This is a genomic window from Sporolactobacillus sp. KGMB 08714 (assembly GCF_036598985.1).
Lineage (GTDB): Bacteria > Bacillota > Bacilli > Bacillales > Sporolactobacillaceae > Sporolactobacillus.
Map to the genome: position 1 here is coordinate 77,112 of NZ_JAUUBW010000010.1, position 20,767 is coordinate 97,878.

The following is a 20,767-nucleotide window of genomic DNA, read 5'->3' on the forward strand; positions in this document are numbered from 1 at the left end:
ATTCAGACTGACTTCTTTACCTTCATACTAACAAAACCAGCGGCCGTTTCCCAGCATTCAACAGAAGATTATAAGAAATTTATTTTTTTAACGCGGAAAATTTCTTGGCGGCCGGCAACATATTCGGGATGGGTCCCCTATGGAACAACATTTTTCCAGAGACATTCGGACGATCAGGCATCGATCCTGCCGCATGGTTATGAGAAGGAGGAAGACAGCGATCTGCTGTCTCCGTGCTCTCCCTTTTTTCATACGGGCCGGGCCGCCTGCCTGATTCATTGGTGCCCTCCGCCATTTTCCTTTTTAAAAACGGTTTCCCCCTGAGACAAGCAAACAAGCAGAATAGTACGGATAAGGATAATATCAATAAAATTCCAGGATGGCATACGGCCTGTTTTTTGCATTTTGAAGCAAAATGTACCATTTCCCGGATGAAGTCCGGATTCGTCCCGGATAGATTGTATATCCTGCCTTTGCCGGCATTTTATACTCAATCCGCATTCGGTGAATCGTAAAATTTTTCGGCAGGAACTCTATCGCCTTCTCAATATACTTTGCATTATTCATATGGTGATACATATCAATATCGCTGCGTTTAACGATAAAGGGATCAAAGCTCTGTTCGTGAATATCCGGTACTGCAATTCGTTTAGGCAGATAATCCATGTTTACTTTACGATCGATCGTAATTTTATCCTGTTCCTCTTCAGGAACTTTTGCCATTTTTCCTGTGTTTAAACCGACAAATGCACCAATGCACCAGGTTAAAACACAAGGTTGATCATCTTCACCGTACAGCAGGGTATTTCGATAGCCGGAAAATTTATCGCAATCAAAGACACTTGTTCTGACGGTTATCTTTTCTCCGTAAGCCGGCAAACGCAGAACGTCTGCTTGCCGGGATACTAAAAACATACCGAGATCGTTTGCTTTCAAGAAATTACGGAAAGAAGGTTCCGATTCCAACCACAACATCGAACAATCCTGAATCACTTCGATGGCATCCGAGAATCTTAAGCGACCATCATCGCCCGTTCGACTGGCGCAAACACGATCTTTGAGAGTATACAAAAAAATTCACCTCTTGCAAGTTAATTAGATGGTAGTCCAGTGAATTTCAAAATTCTCAATCCTTACGGGTTAGAGTTTTGGCGTACAAAAAAAAGAAATTCTTCCCTAACCCGAAAAAGTGAATAATGATACCCTCAGATAAGAGGAAAAATTTTCTTTATCTACTATTATACTATACCTCAATAAAGTCTTTTTGACCCGCAAAATCCTTATTATTCAGATACTGCTCAACTTATGCAACCATTCTTTCAGCGGTGGGCCGGGGCGAATTTTCTCACACGGTGGCTAAAGATCCTGTCACAGTGCGCCTATTAAACTGGGCCCGGCGAACTCCGTCCGTCCCGGTTTCTTTTCCGGCCATCCGGCGAATTTGATCCCACAAAGGAGATGGAAGAAATTTATTTTTTCAATGCGGAAAATTCCTTGGCAGACGGTTCATGGCCGGTGAGATGCCCTTCTTAAAAATCTGATAGAGCACCTCGGCAAAAATCAGCCCCATGGCTATCGCGCCGGAAAGAACAAAGGTCTTTTCCGCCAGATGGAGAGCCAGACTGTACTGATCCACCACAGCCTGACTCATGACCGTATAGGTAAGTCCGCCGGGGACAAGAGGGATGATTCCCGAAACGCTGTAAACGATCACAGGGTTCTTATACCTTCTGGCAAAAATCTGACTGAGCAGGGCGATAGCGAAAGAAGCCGCGAACGTTGCCGCAAAAGCATTGCCGCTCCATTTATACAGGAAAAAATAAATCAGCCAGCCGGCCATTCCGATTAATCCGCCGTGAATCAGCGGTTTCCACGATATGTTATAAATAATGCCGAATGCTGCAGTCGCCAGGAAACTGGTAACGGACTGCACGATAAGTATTGAAATAAGGTTCACTGTGATCCACCCTCAATCAAGAGATAGAGCGAGCGCTATTCCGATGCCGACGGCAAAAGCAGTCAGTCCTGCTTCCGCACTTTTCGACAGGCCGGAGACAAGATCTCCGGCCATCATATCGCGAACCGCATTGGTAATAGCAACCCCTGGAACCAGCGGCATGACGGCACCGATAATGATTTTATTCAATTCAGAACCGACGCCGGTCTTTACACTGAGTACGGCGATTAATCCGATGAAAATAGAGGACATAAATTCAGAAAAAAATTTGACTTTAGTTAAACGATGAAAGTAAATAGTCCCGGCCTGACCAACGCCGCCGGCGATAAATGCCGGCAGCACGTCTCCCCATTTACCGAGAAACATCAGTAAAAAACAGCCGCTTGCCGCAGCGGCAGCCATAATCTGCAACCCATTCGAATAGACATGTCCGGACTGTTCGATTTCCTTTAATTTTTGATAAGCCTCGGCAGGACTGAGTGCTCCTTCGGCAATCAGCCGTGAAAGACTGTTCACCTGAGTCACTTTTCGAAGATTGGTGCCGCGCCGGGTAATGCGGACAAGCTTTGTCACGTCCCTGTCCTCAATCGAAAAGATAATGCCTGTCGGCGTGACAAAGCTTTGTGCTTCATTTACGGAAAAACTTCTGGCGATTCGGTTCATCGTGTCTTCGACGCGAAAAGTCTCGGCTCCGTTTTGCAGCAATATCTTGCCGGCAAGCATACAGATTGCCGCTACTTCATGAGCAGGACCCATCTTGTTTCCGTCCCTGCTGAACGATTCGTGGAAACCATTCATTTTTAAAGACTTCTCTCTTTTTACAGAATAAAAGTACAGAGAAACGGATCTGTCACGAAATCAGGCAGCGGATGTTTTCCCCCTTTCGGCTGCCTTTTTAAGCATGATCATTATAATATGACAGCCGCAGGAATAACAAGACATTCACATTGTTTTAATAGATGAAAATGTTAAATTAAAAAAAGCATGCTATAATTAAATGATGTTGGGGATCACGCATTCGTCATTATGCCGCTTGACGCAAGTGATCGGAGTAAAAAAGTCCGGTGTCGCCGATACTTTAAATGTGTATAAAAATGCACGAAAAGATGGAGCGGATTGGAGTGGCTTAAAACCCCAGCTTCGCCCGTCATTTCCGTATTGGATGCGGCGCCGAAAATTTCATGGTGTTTTTCAAAATGAGAGGAGTGACACACTCGATGATCAAGCTTGTACTGATCCGTCACGGACAAAGTGAATGGAATCTCGAAAACAGATTTACGGGATGGACGGATGTAGATCTGACGGAAAAAGGAGAACAGGAAGCAACGGAAGCCGGTCAGATTCTGAAAAAGAACGGCTATACATTTGATCTTGCCTACACGTCGGTGCTGACAAGAGCCAATCATACGCTTTGGAATGTTCTTCATGAACTGAATCTGACTTGGATTCCGGTTAAGCATACATGGCGGTTAAACGAACGTCATTACGGCGCCCTGCAGGGCCTGAACAAGGCGAAAACCGCCGAAAAATACGGAGCGGAACAGGTGCATATCTGGAGGCGTTCCGCTGATGTCCGTCCGCCTGCTCTTACTAAAGACGACGAGCGCTATATTGCACAGTTGCATGATCCGAGATATGCCGGCCTGTCGGAAGCCGCACAGCCGCTCACGGAAGACCTGCTGGACACGGTCGACCGCGCTCTGGTTTACTGGAATCAGGAAATTGTTCCTCAGCTGAAAGCCGGCAAAAAGGTCGTCATCGTGGCTCACGGCAACTCAATTCGTGCTCTCGTGAAACATCTCGATAATGTTTCAGCCGAAACAATTGTCGGACTCAATATCCCGACCGGCACGCCGCTTATTTATGAACTGGATGATAATCTTAAGCCGCTCAACCGTTACTATCTGGGTGAAAACGGACCTCTCGACAAGGACGTACTGCCTTCTGCCGAAACGAAATAAACGTGCACGGCACATTGCCGGACACTTCTGCTTTTGCGGAGGTGTCTTTTTGTATCTAAGACAGATCTTGCTGTCCGTCATCCGATATAAAGTTATTTCACTTATTCTTATCAAAGAAAAAGTCTCCTGAATCCAGGAGACACATCATGGTAACCGGAAGAATTTAATCTCCAATCCGCAAGCCTCAGGCAGCACATTCAGTCACCGGATGAGGCTTTTTCAGCCGGAGTGGGCAATCCGGCTTTACGGAACGGGAACCATAAAAGCTGGGTAACATGCTAGGTGCAAAGTATTGTGATGGGCATAAAATTAAACCTGCAACGTTTACATTGTAACCCCTTTCTTAAAAAATGTAAAGGCTATCATTTTGTATTTTTTAATTAATGAATCAATTTTCAATAATTAAGCGAACTCAAAGTGTTCGTTTTGAGCACGCTCTGTGCCCACTCTGCAAACTGCATCAGACCGATATCATTCAGTTTGCGGGCTATGCACTGTATACCGACGGGGATCCCCGAAGCGGTAAAACCGGCCGGCAACGAACAGGCCGGCTGCCCTGTAAGATTGATCGGGCTGGTCATCATCCAATCAGATTCCGGATCGATCCTATGGCCGTTTACTGTTTCAGGCCCTTCCCGATCGTAGGCATAGTCGGCCGCAGCAAGTGTCGGCGAAATGAGTACGTCAAACTTTTGAAACAGGCCCTGAAACATCTGCCAGACATAGGACCGGTACCGGTTCATCTCAATATATTCATCCGCGCTTGCTCCCTCGCCGCGGTGAATCATCGATATCAGCGTGCCGGATAATTCTTCACGATGTTCGGCCATCAATTCCTTTGTTCCGGCTGCAAGTCCGATCATCCACAATCTGTTAAAAAAATGAACGTATTGCTGTAAATCTTTGCCCATCCGGACATCTGCCGGCACCACGATTGCGCCATGCCGGCGCAGCTTCTCCAGTACCCCCATAAAGATATCGCGGATTTCGGCATCCACCTCGTAGATACCGAAATCAAGGGTATAGCCGACCCGATAGTCTGTTTTGTGCCGATTCAGCATCTCTCTTGCGGACAGATATAAAGGATCGAGAGAATAAGGATCGTTATCCGAGGCCCCCTGAATGACATCAAACATCAACGCCGCATCGGAAACCGTCCGGGCAATCGGGCCGTGGCTGACGAACGGAACGGAATGGGCGAATGCATCGTCCGGATGATCGTCGAACGGCACACGTCCGAAACTCGGCTTAAATCCGAATACGCCGCACAGACTGGAAGGGATGCGGATCGATCCTCCTCCGTCGCTTCCCTCGGCCAGCGGACAGAATCCGGCTGCAACTGCCGCCGCCGAACCGCCGCTTGAGCCGCCTGTGCCATTTGATACTTTCCATGGATTTTTTGAAGGACCGAAGAGGCGATTGTCGGTCGTTCCCTTATGGCCGAATTCAGGTGTATTGGTCTTTCCCATGATGACGGCGCCCGCCTTTTTTAAACGTTTGACAACGGCGGCGTCGCGTGACGGGATATAATCTTTATAAACCAGGCAGCCAAAGGTTGTACGCAGTCCCTTCGTATGCGTCAGGTCCTTTATTGCAACCGGAACACCTTCGAGCGGCCTGGCGGTTCCCCTTGCAAAATTCCGTTCCGATACTTCCGCCTGTTCAAGAGCAGCCTCCCGGTTCAATGTCACAAAAGCGTTCAGCTCGGGATTCAGCCGGTTTATGCGGCGGAACAGAGATTCTACGGCTTCGACAGGTGAGAACATTTTTGCCCGATAATGGTGAAGCAATTCTTCGGCCGTTAACTGATAAATTTCCGTCTTCTTTTCCCCCTCTCAACTGTTTGAGCCTTCCGGCTCGCCTTTCCATGCAACATCTTTAATTCCCGGATTCCCGACGCCGGCGGCCGATAATCGCTGCATCTCTTTATCCGCCCGGCGTATGCTTTATCCGGAAAATGAATCCACCGGTGCTTCGATGTATTTTTTGTTAACCATTGTAGAAAAGGGTTAACTTTTATTATTATAATATAACAACCCGATAAACGGCAGCCGATTTTTATCCATATAAAAAAATAAAAAAACAATGACAAAATGCAAAAATTTGTACTTTCATGAATCAAAAACTTTGCCTTTCAATCAATTACTGACATAAGAAAATGAATTTCGCATAAATTATTACCAAATTAACCATATTTGTTTACAAACTATGTAATTAAACCTATGATTTTCTTGGGAGGCAAGGAAATGGATGGTAATGGTAAATCAGTAGTCTCACAGCTTGATTTTGAACAAATTTTGGAAAATATTCTGGACGCCGTCGTCATTCTTCAGGAAGATAACATAATTTTTGCCAATCAGGCGGCCAACGAACTATTTTCGAACGATGTTCAGGCATCTCTTGATGGACTGTCCATTGCTCTTTTCATACGTCCTGAAGATCTGACACTTCTGCATGAGAACATCCGCCAAAATATGTACAAAGATCCGGATCATCCAATAACCAGCATGTCGATTATTCCGGAAAACGGCAATCCGAAACCGGTGGAGATCGCCGTCAGCACCCTTTATGACGATTTGCAAACACCGCTGGTTCAGCTGACGCTCCGTGATATCAGCAGCCGGAAAGCCGCAGAAAGAAGCATGATGCAGTCTGAAAAGCTTTCGGTGATCGGTAAACTTTCTGCCGGCATTCTTCATGAAGTCAGAAATCCTCTGACCTCTATCAAGGGATTTCTGCAGCTGCTTCAAAAAGAACCTGTCCTCAATAAAGAATACGTAAATATCATTATGGGTGAAGTGGAACAGATCGAGCGGATTGCCAATGAACTCTTATACTTTACCAGACCGAATGCCGAACGTTTTGTTACACAGGATCTGCTGACGATCGCCAAGGAGACACTTTTTCTCTTTGAAACACAGGCCGCCAAGAAAAATGTAAAACTGGAAGTACAGACGAACGGCGGACCTCACCAAATAAACGGCGATAAGACTCAGTTGAAACAAGTGTTTGTCAATCTGATCAAGAATGCGATCGAGGCGAATTCGGAAAACGGGAAAGTGACGGTTGTCCTTTCAAGAGCGGGACGGCAGGAGCAAGTATTTATCAAAGATAGGGGGCACGGAATTCCGAAAGACATTCTCGGAAAGCTGGGAAAATCGTTTTTCACAACCAAAGAATCCGGCACCGGCCTTGGACTGATGATTACATACACGATCATCAGAAATCACAACGGGAAAATACAGGTCGAAAGCAAGGAAAATGACGGCACCTGCTTCACTTTAACTTTCCCGTGTGCCGGGTAAATAGAGAATGGACAAGAAAACCGTTCCCGCAAAAACAGACATTCGATCCCTTTATCATATATAGACAAGACACGGGTATCCTGAAATGAAGACCAAAACAGACAAAAATCGAGAGGCATTTTTATGATCCTCTCGATTTTCGTTATCAGACAGCCTGTTGAGACTGTTTTTCCAGCGATAAAAAGCAATGAAATTTAAGCGGCCCCGAAGCGGAAAAACATCGCTGCCCGCATCCGGCTTATTGCCGTCCGGACGGAAAATATCCTTTTCTGCAAAAATACAAGCCGCTCAGCGGAACACAGTGACCTTCATAAAAATATAGTGCCGTTACCCCGCCGGTACAAACAAGCGGCCCCCGGGAATTGCCTCCTTTTCCCCTAAAGACCGACAGCCGGCATTTATTCCCGATAAGCAACAACGATGCCCTGCTCATCATCCAATAGCAGACGCAGCGACGCCGCAAACGGATCTTTCTGCATTTCCGTGTCGAGCCAGAAACGCACCGCCTCAATCATGTTTGATTCAACGAGAACCTGCTTTCTCCCCTGTACGTAAGCCTCGGCTGAGAATCCGTAATCATCGTCAAACATCAGTTCCACCTGAATATTTTCAGGAGCCATTCCTTTTTTATCAGCCAGGTACAGACAAATCGCATTCACAACATCCTGCTCGGGAATGATTATCTCTTCCATGGATCAGACCTCTCGGCTCTTTTTTTCCTGGAACGGCTGAACAAAGCGGCAAGCAGATAGCGGATCAGAACAATGGCGGCAACGATCACAAGCACATTAAACAAGAAGCCGGCTATTATTCCAAGTCCGCCGAAATGTGAGATCAGGCTTCCGAACAGGAGACCGGACAAACCGCCGAAAATCATGCCGCGCATGAATCCGCCGCCTGTAAAACTTTTCGTTGCGGGTGCGGTTGTCGCAGAATTTTGCTTTGTCCCCTGCTGCTTGTTTTGAAAGAGCGACTTGGTTCCCCCGCTTTTACTTGTATTGAATGATTTGACACCCGAGTGATAGCCCTTGGCACTGACCGGATTGTCGGCAAAGTGAAAAGCAAAGTTCCCTGCCGGAGTAAAGATCAGCGCTAAAGCAAGAAGCGCAGCCATCATTTTTTTCATCATCTGTTCTCATGTCTCCCTGTTTTTTTGTTTTAATGCTCAGAATAATAAATGTACGAAAAGGAGATCGAAAAGTTCCCAATGAATCTCAAATAAACATGATTTCTGTCACATAAAAAATAGTCGTTTTCCCTTTCTTTTTCAGCCGTTCACGAAAAAATACGCGATGATTTAGAGTTATATTCTATACTGTACCTTGATTTTCGCATCAAAACTTTCTCTGCTTTTATTCCTTAATTTCAGCGCCCGTCGTGAGCCAATTCAGTTTTTTTGCTTTTCGCCGCTGCTAAGGGAGACATCCGGTTCTTTTGCAGCCGCTGCAAAATCATATCTGAAATTCAGCGGTAAGCCCGGCAATTTATCGGCTGCGATTTTCCGAACTCAGGAGCAAGGTTTCCAGACCGAAAGCAAGGAGGATGCAAAGCACAATCATAGAGACAATTCCGGTCCAGTGAATGTAATGCCAGACAACCCCGCCGAAAGTCCCGAGAATGCTCGAACCCGCGTAATAAAAAAACAAATATAAGGAAGCAGCCTGTGCCCTGTCACGCAGCGCAACGCTTCCGACCCAGCCGCTGGCAATGGAGTGGCTCCCGAAAAAACCAAAAGTAAAAAGAGCTACACCCAGCACTTTAATCGGCAATAACGGAACCAGCGTACATAACACCCCGATCATCATGATGCTCATGCTGACTGTTAAAATGAACCCTTTTCCCTTTGTATCGGCTAATTTTCCCATCCACGTCGAACTGAACGTGCCGCAGACATAGACGGCAAAAATCCAGCTGACCTCTGCCTGAGTCAGATTGAATGGCGCAGCCGTCAGCAGAAAACCAATATAATTGAATAACGTAACAAATCCGCCCATCAATAAAAACCCGATTCCAAAAAGGCAAACCAGCCGGATCCTTTTTAGATGGCTGATAAAAGGCCGAAAAATCTTTGAAAAGGAAACGCTCTTTTTTTCAAAGTGCATCGATTCCGGCAGCCCCGCCCAGAACCACAAACTGCACAGAAGACTGATTAATCCCAGAGAGACAAGGGCAACCCTCCAGGAAAAGAAATCCGAGACCATGCCGACAACAATCCTTCCGAACATTCCGCCTACCGTCGTTCCGCTGACATAGAGCCCCATGGCCGTACCCAGGCTTCTCGCATGGAATTCTTCACTGACATAGGTCATGGCAATAGAAGGCAGCCCTGCCAGAACGAGTCCCTGCAAGGCACGAAGCACAAGCAGCGAAAAGAAGTTGGGGCAGAATGCCGTCGCAATCGCGGCAACGGAAGATAAGACAAGCGAACAACTCATCATATTTTTTCGGCCAAAGCGGTCGGAGACAACAGCTGCGATTAATAAAGAAAAAGACAGCACTCCGGTTGTCAGCGATAATGCCAGGCTGGAATATTCCGGAGACGCACGGAATTTCCGGGAGAAAATCGGAAGCAGCGGCTGAGTGCTGTAAAGAATGGCAAAGGTGACCAATCCGCCGGCGAAAAGAGCGCTGTTCGCCATCCAGTATTTCTTTGTCCGTGCTTCTATGTAATCCACATCTGCTCCTCCTCTATTTCTATCAGGCACTCCCATTTGTGAGTCCTGTTTATCCATTTTAGCACCGTGAAAGCGTTTTATTAAGCAAACAGTCCTGTATCCGGCAGTGCTTCGGCTTATAAAATATACCATCAGTGGTCAGAATAATAGAAATGAAAAAAAGAAGGTGCAGCATGTCGGCGAAAAATGTCTCTTGTTTTTTACTGATCGGTGCTTTACTGACCGGAATCACAACCGTATTGCATCCGGTCATTTATAATCCGTGGAACGGCCGGACCGCCATGCAGCAAATGGCCCGCTGTCCGATATGGCTATGGGATCATGCATGGATGATCGTCGCTGTCATTCTCTGGATCGGCGGGCTCATTGAATTTGAAAGGATTATAGGGGCAGAATCACGTGCGGCCCTCGTTCTGTTTATTACTGCTCTCTCATTGTGGGTGCTCTTTCTGACGGCCGAACTGAGCGCTCTCCCCTACTTGATGCATGTGTTCGCCGGGCACCCTGATTTTTCCGTGCAAACCGTCATTCAATCACTTTTCATATTTAACCTGTTATTAGGTTACATAACGATCATGCTTGTCTGGCTGGGCATTTTCTTTCTCGGCCTGTTTATGAGGCAAAAAAAATACGGCCCTTCATGGCTTGGGTGTCTGGGAATGGCAGGCGGCCTGATCGGTGCCGCCGGCTCTCTTTACACGACCCTTTATCCCGAAAAAGGGGGGCTGAGCGTTATGATTTTTTCGTCAGCGATTCCTTATATCTGGACAATAGTCCTTTCCGTGTACACCTTGATCAAAAGGCAGCCGTCTTGAGCGAAGGATCGGCAAAATGTCTCTTCTTATTGTGAAAAATACTTTTCTGTCAGCCTTAAAGATTTTGAATTGCCTGCAGCATCCGGCCCATCGCCTGTTTAATCAAAGAGCGCGGACAGGCAAGGTTGACACGGACAAATCCTCCACCTTCATCGCCGAATGTATAGCCTTGATTGAAGGCAATTTTCGCTTTTTTCAGCATCAGATTCTGCAGATGTATCTTGTCGAGTCCGAGTTTCCGGCAGTCGATCCAGCCGAGATATGTCCCTTCAAGCGGAACCATCGTCAGTTCGGGAATGCGGCTCCGCAGAAAATCGGCGACATAATCAGCGTTTCTTTTTATGTAATCCAGACACTGATCGAGCCACTCGCCGCCTCCGCGATAGGCAGCTTCCGCCGCAACGGCACCCAGAGCGTTCGGTTCATTCAAACTGAAGCGCTGCAGCTGGTCAAGGTAGATCCGTCTCAGTGCGGGATCGGGGATGATGATATTCGAGATCTGCAGGCCGGCAATATTGAACGTTTTGCTCGGCGCCGTACAGATGATAGAATGGCTTGCCGCTTCCTCGGACAGGCTTGCAAAAGGGATCTGCTTCTTACCGCTGAATACCAGATCGCCATGAATTTCATCACAAACGACCAAAACGTGATGTTTAAGAGAAAGCTGGGATACTTGAGAAAGTTCGGCCTTTGTCCAGACGCGGCCGACCGGATTGTGCGGCGAGCATAGAATCATCATTTTGACCGATGGATCGGACATTTTTCGCTCCAGATCGGCAAAATCCATTGTATATTTTCCCTGATCGTACACCAGCGGGTTTGTGACCAGATCCCGTGCCTGATTTCGGGCCGATTTTCTGAACGGCGGATAGACCGGCGGCTGAATCAGCACCTTATCCCCGGGTTCAGTGAAACCATCCACGATCAGATTCAGTGCCGTGACCACGCCGGGGCTGTGACAGATCCATTCCCTTTCAATCTCCCAGCCATGACGCGCGCTCATCCATCTTTGCACGGCAGCAAGATAGCTTTCCGAGCGGAGCGAATAGCCATAAATGCCGTGATCTACTCTGTTTCTCAGTGCAGCGGTCACTTCATCGGGCACGCGAAAATCCATGTCGGCCACCCACATCGGAAGCAGACCTTCCGTATGAAAAATCCGATCAGCCTCATCCCATTTGACCGATGCGCTCCCTTTTCGCTCAATTATTTCATCAAAATCGTATTCTTTAGAATTCATCACGCCATCTCCTCGCGTTATAAGAGTTGAACCTAATAGTAAATCCTTATTCAGCTCGGCGGCTGTATCTCCGGCTGAGAAGTTTTTTCTTCCTGAAATGAAACAAAGCGTTTTCCCCTGTCAAAAAGGAAGACGCTTCGAAGAAAAGGCCCATCATATTAAACAAGATCGCATGCTTCGGCCGGCATCCAGTGCGCGTCTTTGCCTTCCCATTTAATATTGCAGCCAACCGGATTGGTCAGGGGGATGGAGACGGCCTTTCCGCTTGTTATCTCGGCCAAAGCCGCATCCAGATTATTAACGGTCGCTTTCTCCGGTATTCGCGGATTGTCCAGCTCGCGGCCGGTATAGACCAGTTTACGCTCTTCATCAAAGACAAAGAAATGCGGCGTCCTCAGCGCACCATAGGCATTCGCGGTCTCCTGCGACTGATCTCTCAGATACGGCCACGGAAATTTCTTCTCGTCCATCTGTTCGACCATATGTTCAAAAGAATCGGCCGGATGCGTATGCTCGCTGTTCGAGTTGACGGCAGCAAACTGTACACCCCTGCTTCGATATTTTTCGGCCAATTTTCGGGTCGTTTCGTTTGAGCCGAGAACAAACGGACAATGGTTGCATGTAAAAAAAACGACCAGCGTCTTCGCTGTTGAAAAGTCTGCGAGTGAATAAGTCTTGCCATCGGTTGCCGGAAGCGTAAATGACGGCGCTTTGTCTCCGATCTGCAAAGTAAATGCAGACTGATGTTTCAGGTTATCTGTCATAATTTGAAACGCTCCTTTTCCTGATTATATTAATAACTCACACATTATACATTTTACAACCTTATTTATGATTGTCTATTATTGTACAACTCGGCGGGGCCGGCAGGAGACAATAAATAATGGAATAAAGTTATGTTCTGTCAGCTTCTAATATAAAAAAGTGATTTTACGGCACATTTTCATTCAATCACACACACCTGCCGATAATTAAAAATTTTTCTTTCGAACGGACACCCTGAAATTAGACGGAAAGCAGCCGGTCTTCGGGGGACAGCTCATGTTAAGCTTTCTTTGGAGAAAAGCTGACAAAGACTCCCTTAGCGGTTGAAAAACTGCTTCTGACGAGATAAAACAGCCGCAACGACCGATAAATTTCCTGCGACAGCTGATAGATCCGGCGCAACGACCGATAAACAGCTTCTAACGACCGAAAAGCCCTTTGCGACGGCCGATGAACGCTTCCGCCGCATCCTCTCCCCCTTATTTCAGGCCGCATCGGATGCTTGCGCCTTTTCCATAAAGAGGTAAACTATTGACTTCTGTCTTGATTTCGAATATAATTTATTCACTTATAAAGAGCGTTGATAGGGATTAGTAAGCAAAGAAGGAGCGCAAGAGAACGGCATCCGTTGGCTGAAAGATGCCGCCGCTTTCTTCCTGCCGAACCTGCCCCCGGAGCTGTCCGGCCAATAATCGGACCGTTTTCCTCACGTTACGGAGGTCTGAGAGAGCGCAGCGCAGAACAGAGCGCACGCTAATGAAGGTGGTACCGCGGGTAAAGCCACTCCCCGTCCTTTTAGAAAGGACGGAGAGCGGCTTTTTAAATTCGAAAGGACCTGGATGATGGAAGCGAAACGGATTGTCGTCAAAATCGGCAGCAGCTCGCTGACTGATCTGCACGGAAAATTAGATCAGGAAAAACTCAATGATCATGTAGACGCGCTGGCCCGGCTGAAAAGCAGCGGCCGCGAGATTGTTCTTGTTTCTTCGGGAGCCGTAGCAGCCGGCTACCAGCAACTCGGCTACCCCGCACGGCCGGTCACAATCGCCGGCAAGCAGGCGGCAGCAGCGGTCGGACAGGTGATGCTGCTGAATCATTATGCCGAGGCTTTCCGCAGGCACGGAATGACGGTTGCCCAGCTGCTTCTTGCCCGCCAGGATTTCGAGCGGCGGGAACAAATGAGCCACGCCGCCTCAACACTTTCCGAATTATTGAAACGGTCCGTGATTCCGATTATTAACGAAAACGATTCGATCTCCCTGGAGGAGCTGACGTTCGGCGACAACGACATGCTTTCCGCGTTAGTCAGCGGACTGATTCATGCCGATTTTCTCGCTATTCTCACGGACGTCAACGGGCTTTATAATAAAAATCCGCATAAGTATCCCGATGCCAGACGCTATGATTTTCTGGCAGAGCTGCCCGATGAGCTTCTGCGCGAGATCAGCGGCATCTCAGGATCGAAGGTCGGCACAGGCGGTATGAAATCAAAAATTATGGCCGCTAAAACCGCTCTATCGCTTGGGGTCCGGACGTTTATCGGAAAAGGAAGCGGCGCCGACAAACTGGTGCAGATTATTAAAGGAAACGGGAACGGCAGCTACATCGGTTCCGCAAGGCTGAAGCCGTCGCTTAATATTTCCGAACAATGGATCGCTCTCCACTCTCCGGTTTCCGGAAAAATTGAGATTGACGACGGTGCCGCCCGCGCCCTGATGGACGATGGAAAGAGCCTGCTCCCCGCCGGCGTCAGACAGATCAGCGGGCATTTTCTTTCCGGAGAGGTGATTCAGGTGGTCGATCGGCATCATCATATTCTTGGCAAGGGACAGGTCAATTATTCGGCCGATCAATTAAATGAAATAAAACGCATGCCGAGCAGCCGGGCGATGAACCTGGTTCACAGCGATCGGCCGGAAGTCGTTCATCGCGATAACTGGGTCCCGTGGACAGCTGCAATACGACAGAAAGGAAGAGATAGATAATGAGTCAGATAATTGAAAAGGATGAGCTGCTGCTTAAAGCCGAAAAAGCCAGACGGGCTTCAGGAATACTTGCCGTGAAGGCAACGGAGCAAAAAAATCGGGCATTGCACACTATTTCCGCCGAAATTCGCGATAACTGCCCGATCATTCTTGCGGCAAACAGAGAGGACGTCGAGCGGGCAAAAGAAAGCGGCATGTCAGATTCGCTGCTTGACCGGCTCTTTCTGAATAAAGAGCGGATCGAGTCTATGGCGGACGCACTTGATCATCTTGCCGGGCTTCATGACCCGATCGGCGACTGTATCGATGAATGGGATCGGCCGAACGGTCTGCACATTCAAAAAATACGCGTGCCTCTCGGAGTCGTCGGTATGGTTTATGAAGCACGGCCTAATGTAACTGCCGACGCGGCCGGGCTCTGCCTGAAAACAGGAAATGCCGTCTATCTGCGGGGCAGTGCATCCGCTCTTGAATCCAACAAAGCTCTTGTTTCAGTGATCCGGCATGCTCTGATCGAGACGGATCTTCCCGAAGACAGCGTCCAGCTGCTTGAAGACGTCCGTCATGAGACAGCCGATCGTTTTTTCAGGCTGCACGGACTGATCGATGTGCTGATCCCGCGCGGCAGTAAAAAAATGATCCAGACGGTCGTCAGCCGGTCGACGATTCCCGTTCTTGAAACCGGGGCCGGCAATTGCCACCTGTTTATTGATGAAAGCGCCGATCCGAACATGGCGATTACGATTGCGCTCAATGCGAAAACGCAGCGGCCGTCCGTCTGCAATGCGATAGAAACGATTATTGTGCATCAAAAATGGATGGCAGGCTATGGCAGCCTGCTGATCGAGGCGCTGCGGAACGCGGGGGTCGAATGCCGCATAGATCCTTCTCTGGCGTCTCAATACCCGGATCTTCCTTTGGCAAGTGAGAATGACTGGTCAACAGAATACCTCGATAAGATCGTAGCTGTAAAAGCTGTCAAAAACGTGGATGAAGCCATTACTCACATTAATCGGTTCGGAACGAAACATTCGGAGGCCATTGTTTCCGAATCGCCGGATCATGTTCAACGGTTTTTTCAATATGTGGATGCGTCGACGCTTTATCACAATGCATCGACCCGATTTACCGACGGTGAAGAGTTCGGCTTCGGCGCAGAAATCGGCATCAGCACGCAGAAGCTCCATGCACGCGGGCCGATGGGGCTGCCTGCGCTGACAACCATTAAATATATTGTGAAAGGCAGCGGGCAGATTCGTCAATGAACCTGCCCGTTTTTTTATGTTTCATTTTCATAAAATTCCGTAAAAAATAATAACTATACAAAAAGCGTGATAAGATAACAGCGGAATCAAAGAGTTATTGTGCTGTAGCTGCCCAATATGGCAACCTGGTGTCCAAACATGCGGAGAATATTGATCGCTTTGCTCATCGGATCGCTTCCGTATCCCGCTTCCGTTTCAATAAAAAAGCGGTACTCCCCCAGCTTCTCTCCCGTCGGCCGCGACTCGATCCATGATAAATTGATCGAAAGTGCGGCAAAAACATTAAGTATGGAAGCAAGCATCCCGACATGTTCCCGCGCCGGCGTCACAAGAAGCATCGTTTTTTCCTGATGCGGATCAAGACGGCTGCTGCGGCTGATGACGATGAACCGCGTGTGATTCCTTTTGCTGTCCTGAATATCCGATGCAATTAACTTCAGCCCGTAAATGTCTGCCGCGCATTTTGACGCGATGGCGGCCCATTCGGGTTGGTTACGTTCCCTAACCGCCTTGGCGGCGGCAGCCGTACTCCCCACTCGATCGCACACCCAGCTTTTATCTCTGATCAAGGCACGGCACTGTTCGAGGGCCGGTGTAATCGACACGACGTGCTGAATAGTGTCGAGGCCGCAATTCTCCGTGCCGAAAAGATAAAGCGAAATGGGAAAAATGACGTCCGCTTCGATGAACAAACGGTAAGTAAGCAAACCGTCAATGCTTGTATCAATCGTTCCGGCGATTGAATTTTCGATCGGCACCACGCCCTTGTCAACGGCCGCGCTGCTTACAGCCTGCAGCACATCGTCCATCGATTCCTGCGGCAGAAGCGTGTCCGTATCACTGAATAAACGTATGGCCGCTTCCTCTGAAAATGTCCCGCTTGGCCCTAAATAAGCAATTCTCATTGACACACCCCTTATCAAAGTACGGTTCCCTGCTTTTTCGACACATTTTCGCATTGACTCAACTATAACAGACTTATCACCCGTTTTGTAGAAAGTTTCACGCGCCGTCTTTCCTGAAAGAGAGGCAGTTCCGGCCGGAACTGCCTCTCTCCAGACACGATTAAAGATCTTCGACGACAATATAGGCAACTTTGACCGGCCCGTGAACGCCGACAACAAGCCTCATTTCAATGTCCGCGCTGTTGCTCGGTCCCGAAATGAAATTGATATAAGTCGAGATCTCTTCACCGTCTCTCACTCTTTCCTCAACCATCTGCATCGCCTGCGTAATCCGGGGCACAATCAGACTTCCTGGAACAATCACAATGGAAGTGATCGGAAGAAGGCTGACGCTTCTGGCCTTGTCCTTATCGTTAAATAGGCCGGCGGTTGCCGATTCCGCCAGCATCACATCACAAATGGACAGGCCGATATTCGCCTGAGCAGCGATCTCGATATTCCGCCGCCCTTCTGAAACATCCCAAATATGAACATGATTTTTTTTCATCACATCTTCAAGACCGAACTGGGAAAACCGGTCATCATGAGTGGCAACGACGGAGCTGGAACCATAATCTTCGATCGCTTTTTCCAGAGACTCCGGCAAATGAGCCGAGTCCGTTTCATAAATTTTCGTATGAATCGATTCGCATGCCTTTTTCATCACGGATATGAGCTGATCCTTCGAATAGCCCTTATAAACGTCCCATTGCGGCTGATGTGCCCACTCCGGTGTGACAGCCCTTTCGCCTGTTGTGTGATGGAGCCTGTCCGCAATATGACGCAGAAATGCGTCGCGATTCTCAATCGTTCCTTTCATGAACGTTCACCTGTTCCTTTATCCTTTGCTGATTTCTGCAGGAGCCTGGCTGTTTGGTGGTCCTTAAACCATTTCCGGAAATTTTCACGGCTCGGAGCCGGTAAATTACGGCCGCCGGTCCACGGTTTCATCGGGCCGGGACCTTTGCTGATTTCACCGTCATGAACGATTGGTTTAAGCATAATCGGAGCCGTTTTCATGCCCGCCTTATAGATGAACGGCGACTTCGCCGCGATTCCGAATCCCTTCATCGCCATTTTTTCGCTTATCGGCGGCTTGCCTTCGCTTTCCACGTATTTCTGCCGATGTTTGATCAGCAATTCATGAAGCGGAATCCTGACCGGACAGGCCTCGGTACAGGCCGCGCACAGACTGGAGGCATAAGGAAGCATTCCGTACTCTTTATAGCCGCCTAAGATAGGAGAAAGGACGGCTCCGATCGGCCCGGGGTAGATTGACCCGTAGGCGTGACCGCCGATATGGCGATAGACCGGACAGACGTTAATACAAGCCGCACAGCGAATGCAGTGCAGCACCGCCTGAAAATCCGTGCCGAGTGCATTCGAACGGCCTGCGTTCACGATCACCAAATGATAATCTTTCGGACTATCCACCGTCTCGGTCTGATCTCCGGGCGTAATATCCGTCACATAGGTCGGCAGACGCTGACCGACGGAACTGCGGCAAAGCAGGGTGACCAGTATATCCAGTTCCTTCCGGGTGGGCACCAGCCGTTCCATGCCCATCACCGTAATCTGTGTCTGCGGGAATGTGGTCACCATATTGGCATTGCCTTCATTGGTCACAAGACAGAGACTCCCCGTATCAGCGACGGCAAAATTGCAGCCGGTTATGCCGACCTCCGCATTCAGAAACTTGCTTCGCAGTGTTTTTCGCGCAAACCCGGCCAGTTCTTTCGGATCGTCTGTGCCTGTATATCCCAGTTTGCGAAATGCGTCACGGATCTGCCGCCGGTTTTTATGCACGGACGGAACAACAATATGTGACGGCCTGTCCTGATCGACCTGCAAAATGAATTCCGCCAGATCGGTTTCCAGAACATCGCAGCCTTCCGCTTCCAGTGCATCATTAAGACTGATCTCCTCCGTGACCATGGATTTTGATTTGACGATGTGCTTAGCATTTTTCAGTCTGACGATCTTTTTTATATATTCACGCGCTTCTTCCGCAGTTTCCGCAAAGAAAACGTGACCGCCTCTTGCCGCAAAATTGTCGCTCAATTGTTTGAGATAGAAATCCAGATGATTCAGCGTATGGGCGCGTATCTCCTCGCCGGCCTTCCGCCAGTCTTCCCAGTCGCCAAGTGTTTTATCTCCGACCGTCGCCTGAAGCTTCTTGTTACGGAGCCCGTCCTGAGCGGAAGAAACTGCGTTGACCATAAAAGAATTATGAATCGCCTGATCGACGGATTCAAAAAACGGTCGATTTCCGATTTTCATCGGCATGGTTTTTCTCCCCCCTCCTCACTCCGACTGTTCAAAATTTGTGCAATATGCATGACTTTAATTTTCTTGCCTTCCCGGCTGATCCGTCCGCCGATATTCATCAGACAGCTGGCGTCGGCCCCGATCACAACTTCCGCTCCGGTTTCCTCGATATGACGGATTTTTTCATCAACCATCTGTTCGGATATCGGTGCCATTTTTACGGAAAAAGTTCCTCCGAAACCGCAGCAATCATAATTGTTCGGCAGATTGACCAATTCGAGCCCTTTTACATGGCGAAGCAATGCATCGTGCGATTCCCGTTCTCCGAGAAGCCGGGTCATGTGGCACGATGTATGAAGGGTTGCTCTTGCGTGATACTCGGCTCCCACATCGACAACTCCGAGCACACGGACAATAAATTGAGTGAATTCATACGTTTTTTCAGCTATTTTTTCCGCCTTATCATGCCATTCCGGCTCATTCTTAAAGAATTGCGGATATTCATGAAACATAGCGGCACACGAACCCGACGGGCATACGACGTAATCCGCATGCTCAAATGCCCGGATCATTTGTTTTGCCGGCCCGGCGGTATCGGCCTTGTAACCGCTGTTATATGCCGGCTGTCCGCAGCAGACCTGGCTGTCCGGAACATCTACTTCGCAACCTAACCGCTCAAGAACCTCCGTCACGTCCTTAAGTACATCGACGTAAAAAAGTTCGCCCAGACAAGTAGTAAAAAGCGATACTCTCAAAATGATCCCCTTCTCCTTCTGCTGCAACTACGCAACCCTATTTTTCTCCAACCCTTTTATCGATCCCGGGCCTGTTCGCGGCTTAGGGGATAGCCATTAAATCCGAAAATCCCGCAAACATGAATATGTAACAAGTTTAACACCCAATACCCACATTATCACATTTTATACACATTAAAAAAGATATCAACCCCCTGACCTTTATAGAGATTATCAAAAAATTACAGCGCGGACGCACGCTTTATCCTTACTATCAAACTTTTCAGAGATCTGTCCCGATAATAGAGGAGACCGTACCAAAGCAAGACTCTTTTAAAAAATATGTACCCTTTTATTTATGCTCTGTGCAACGTCTAAAAACTATAAACATGAATCCTACTCAACTGAAATCATGCGGAGATTGAAATAGATCAGACTGTCGGAAATGACCGGATCCAGCTTTTTTAACCGCCATGACGGCAGCTGAATGATTGAGCGGGGTGCTTAACTCTCAAAGTCACCATACAGATATTTCCTACAGCTACTCTCACTTTCTTCTAAAACAGCCGTTTTTTTATCTTTCAAGATTGGGTGAACAGTGGATGTGTCCAGTGCGGGTGACTGCAGCTGCGCAATATGCATTCACACTGCAAAACCGCAGATAGAAAAACGTGCTGCGGAGGACGCCTTCTTTATCGCCGTCCGCAGCACTCAATGCTTTGTACGCTAACAAAAAGAGAGGTGCTTCTCACTAACCGAGAAGTGCCTCTCTCTTTCTGTTTGTTCATTTTTGCCTGGCAGCGACCTACTCTCACGGGGGGACAGCCCCCCACTACCATCGGCGCCGAAGAGC

At 48.3% G+C, this 20,767-nt stretch carries 18 protein-coding genes; 5 read left to right on the forward strand and 13 right to left on the reverse strand.

Features of this window, described 5'->3' with window-relative positions; all coding sequences use genetic code 11:
- Nucleotides 1-363: 363 nt before the first annotated feature.
- The 3 genes from Q6A92_RS05605 to Q6A92_RS05615 all read right to left on the reverse strand — a co-directional run bounded on the left by Q6A92_RS05605 (nucleotide 364) and on the right by Q6A92_RS05615 (nucleotide 2,755).
- Nucleotides 364-1,071 (reverse strand): acyl-[acyl-carrier-protein] thioesterase, encoded by a 708-nt coding sequence (locus Q6A92_RS05605; RefSeq protein WP_274399234.1) that lies wholly within the window; start codon nucleotides 1,069-1,071, stop codon nucleotides 364-366.
- A 406-nt stretch (nucleotides 1,072-1,477) separates the two neighbouring features.
- A complete protein-coding gene (locus Q6A92_RS05610; protein ID WP_274399233.1) occupies nucleotides 1,478-1,957 on the reverse strand; it encodes a threonine/serine exporter family protein in 480 nt (159 codons plus the stop codon).
- A gap of 12 nt (nucleotides 1,958-1,969) precedes the next feature.
- Entirely contained in the window at nucleotides 1,970-2,755 is a 786-nt protein-coding gene (locus Q6A92_RS05615) for a threonine/serine exporter family protein (RefSeq protein WP_332237350.1), read from the reverse strand.
- A 419-nt stretch (nucleotides 2,756-3,174) separates the two neighbouring features.
- Here Q6A92_RS05615 and gpmA point away from each other — a divergent pair, with 419 nt between their 5' ends.
- Complete coding sequence (gene gpmA / locus Q6A92_RS05620) at nucleotides 3,175-3,918, forward strand: 2,3-diphosphoglycerate-dependent phosphoglycerate mutase (RefSeq protein ID WP_274399230.1); 744 nt, start codon at nucleotides 3,175-3,177, stop codon at nucleotides 3,916-3,918.
- Between the two features lie 395 nt (nucleotides 3,919-4,313).
- Here gpmA and Q6A92_RS05625 read toward each other — a convergent pair whose 3' ends face one another.
- Nucleotides 4,314-5,708, reverse strand: coding sequence for an amidase (locus Q6A92_RS05625; RefSeq protein WP_332237351.1), 1,395 nt, complete (start codon nucleotides 5,706-5,708; stop codon nucleotides 4,314-4,316).
- Between the two features lie 456 nt (nucleotides 5,709-6,164).
- Here Q6A92_RS05625 and Q6A92_RS05630 point away from each other — a divergent pair, with 456 nt between their 5' ends.
- Complete coding sequence (locus Q6A92_RS05630; RefSeq protein WP_332237352.1) at nucleotides 6,165-7,223, forward strand: ATP-binding protein; 1,059 nt, start codon at nucleotides 6,165-6,167, stop codon at nucleotides 7,221-7,223.
- A gap of 398 nt (nucleotides 7,224-7,621) precedes the next feature.
- On the opposite strand, the gene Q6A92_RS05635 is transcribed toward Q6A92_RS05630, so the two are convergent.
- The 3 genes from Q6A92_RS05635 to Q6A92_RS05645 form a co-directional block, all read right to left on the reverse strand.
- Nucleotides 7,622-7,915 carry a YxcD family protein gene (locus tag Q6A92_RS05635; protein WP_332237353.1) on the reverse strand — a complete coding sequence of 98 codons (294 nt, stop codon included), beginning with the start codon at nucleotides 7,913-7,915 and terminating at the stop codon, nucleotides 7,622-7,624.
- Complete coding sequence (locus Q6A92_RS05640; protein ID WP_332237354.1) at nucleotides 7,903-8,352, reverse strand: hypothetical protein; 450 nt, start codon at nucleotides 8,350-8,352, stop codon at nucleotides 7,903-7,905. Before Q6A92_RS05640 ends, Q6A92_RS05635 begins: the two co-directional genes overlap by 13 nt.
- A 355-nt stretch (nucleotides 8,353-8,707) precedes the next feature.
- Nucleotides 8,708-9,898, reverse strand: coding sequence for an MFS transporter (locus Q6A92_RS05645; protein WP_332237355.1), 1,191 nt, complete (start codon nucleotides 9,896-9,898; stop codon nucleotides 8,708-8,710).
- Between the two features lie 173 nt (nucleotides 9,899-10,071).
- Here Q6A92_RS05645 and Q6A92_RS05650 point away from each other — a divergent pair, with 173 nt between their 5' ends.
- On the forward strand, nucleotides 10,072-10,713 hold the full coding sequence (locus Q6A92_RS05650; RefSeq protein ID WP_274399223.1) for a hypothetical protein: 642 nt from the start codon (nucleotides 10,072-10,074) through the stop codon (nucleotides 10,711-10,713).
- Nucleotides 10,714-10,768: 55 nt separating this feature from the next.
- Here Q6A92_RS05650 and Q6A92_RS05655 read toward each other — a convergent pair whose 3' ends face one another.
- Both Q6A92_RS05655 and Q6A92_RS05660 read right to left on the reverse strand, forming a co-directional pair.
- Entirely contained in the window at nucleotides 10,769-11,953 is a 1,185-nt protein-coding gene (locus Q6A92_RS05655) for a MalY/PatB family protein (RefSeq protein WP_332237356.1), read from the reverse strand.
- Between the two features lie 158 nt (nucleotides 11,954-12,111).
- Complete coding sequence (locus tag Q6A92_RS05660) at nucleotides 12,112-12,717, reverse strand: thioredoxin family protein (protein ID WP_332237357.1); 606 nt, start codon at nucleotides 12,715-12,717, stop codon at nucleotides 12,112-12,114.
- An 843-nt stretch (nucleotides 12,718-13,560) separates the two neighbouring features.
- On the opposite strand from Q6A92_RS05660, the gene proB reads away from it, so the two are divergent.
- Nucleotides 13,561-14,703: a glutamate 5-kinase gene (proB, locus tag Q6A92_RS05665; protein ID WP_332237361.1), complete on the forward strand. Its 1,143-nt coding sequence runs from the start codon at nucleotides 13,561-13,563 to the stop codon at nucleotides 14,701-14,703.
- Nucleotides 14,703-15,968, forward strand: coding sequence for a glutamate-5-semialdehyde dehydrogenase (locus Q6A92_RS05670; RefSeq protein ID WP_274399216.1), 1,266 nt, complete (start codon nucleotides 14,703-14,705; stop codon nucleotides 15,966-15,968). Before proB ends, Q6A92_RS05670 begins: the two co-directional genes overlap by 1 nt.
- Before the next feature lie 86 nt (nucleotides 15,969-16,054).
- Here the strand turns inward: Q6A92_RS05670 and pheA are convergent, their stop codons facing one another.
- From pheA to Q6A92_RS05690, 4 genes are all read right to left on the reverse strand, one after another.
- Complete coding sequence (gene pheA / locus Q6A92_RS05675) at nucleotides 16,055-16,873, reverse strand: prephenate dehydratase (protein WP_332237358.1); 819 nt, start codon at nucleotides 16,871-16,873, stop codon at nucleotides 16,055-16,057.
- Nucleotides 16,874-17,033: 160 nt separating this feature from the next.
- Nucleotides 17,034-17,732: a LutC/YkgG family protein gene (locus Q6A92_RS05680; protein ID WP_332237359.1), complete on the reverse strand. Its 699-nt coding sequence runs from the start codon at nucleotides 17,730-17,732 to the stop codon at nucleotides 17,034-17,036.
- Entirely contained in the window at nucleotides 17,729-19,198 is a 1,470-nt protein-coding gene (locus Q6A92_RS05685; protein WP_332237360.1) for a LutB/LldF family L-lactate oxidation iron-sulfur protein, read from the reverse strand. Before Q6A92_RS05685 ends, Q6A92_RS05680 begins: the two co-directional genes overlap by 4 nt.
- Complete coding sequence (locus Q6A92_RS05690; protein WP_274399211.1) at nucleotides 19,189-19,935, reverse strand: (Fe-S)-binding protein; 747 nt, start codon at nucleotides 19,933-19,935, stop codon at nucleotides 19,189-19,191. The genes Q6A92_RS05685 and Q6A92_RS05690 overlap by 10 nt, the downstream gene beginning before the upstream one ends.
- Nucleotides 19,936-20,767 lie beyond the last annotated feature (832 nt).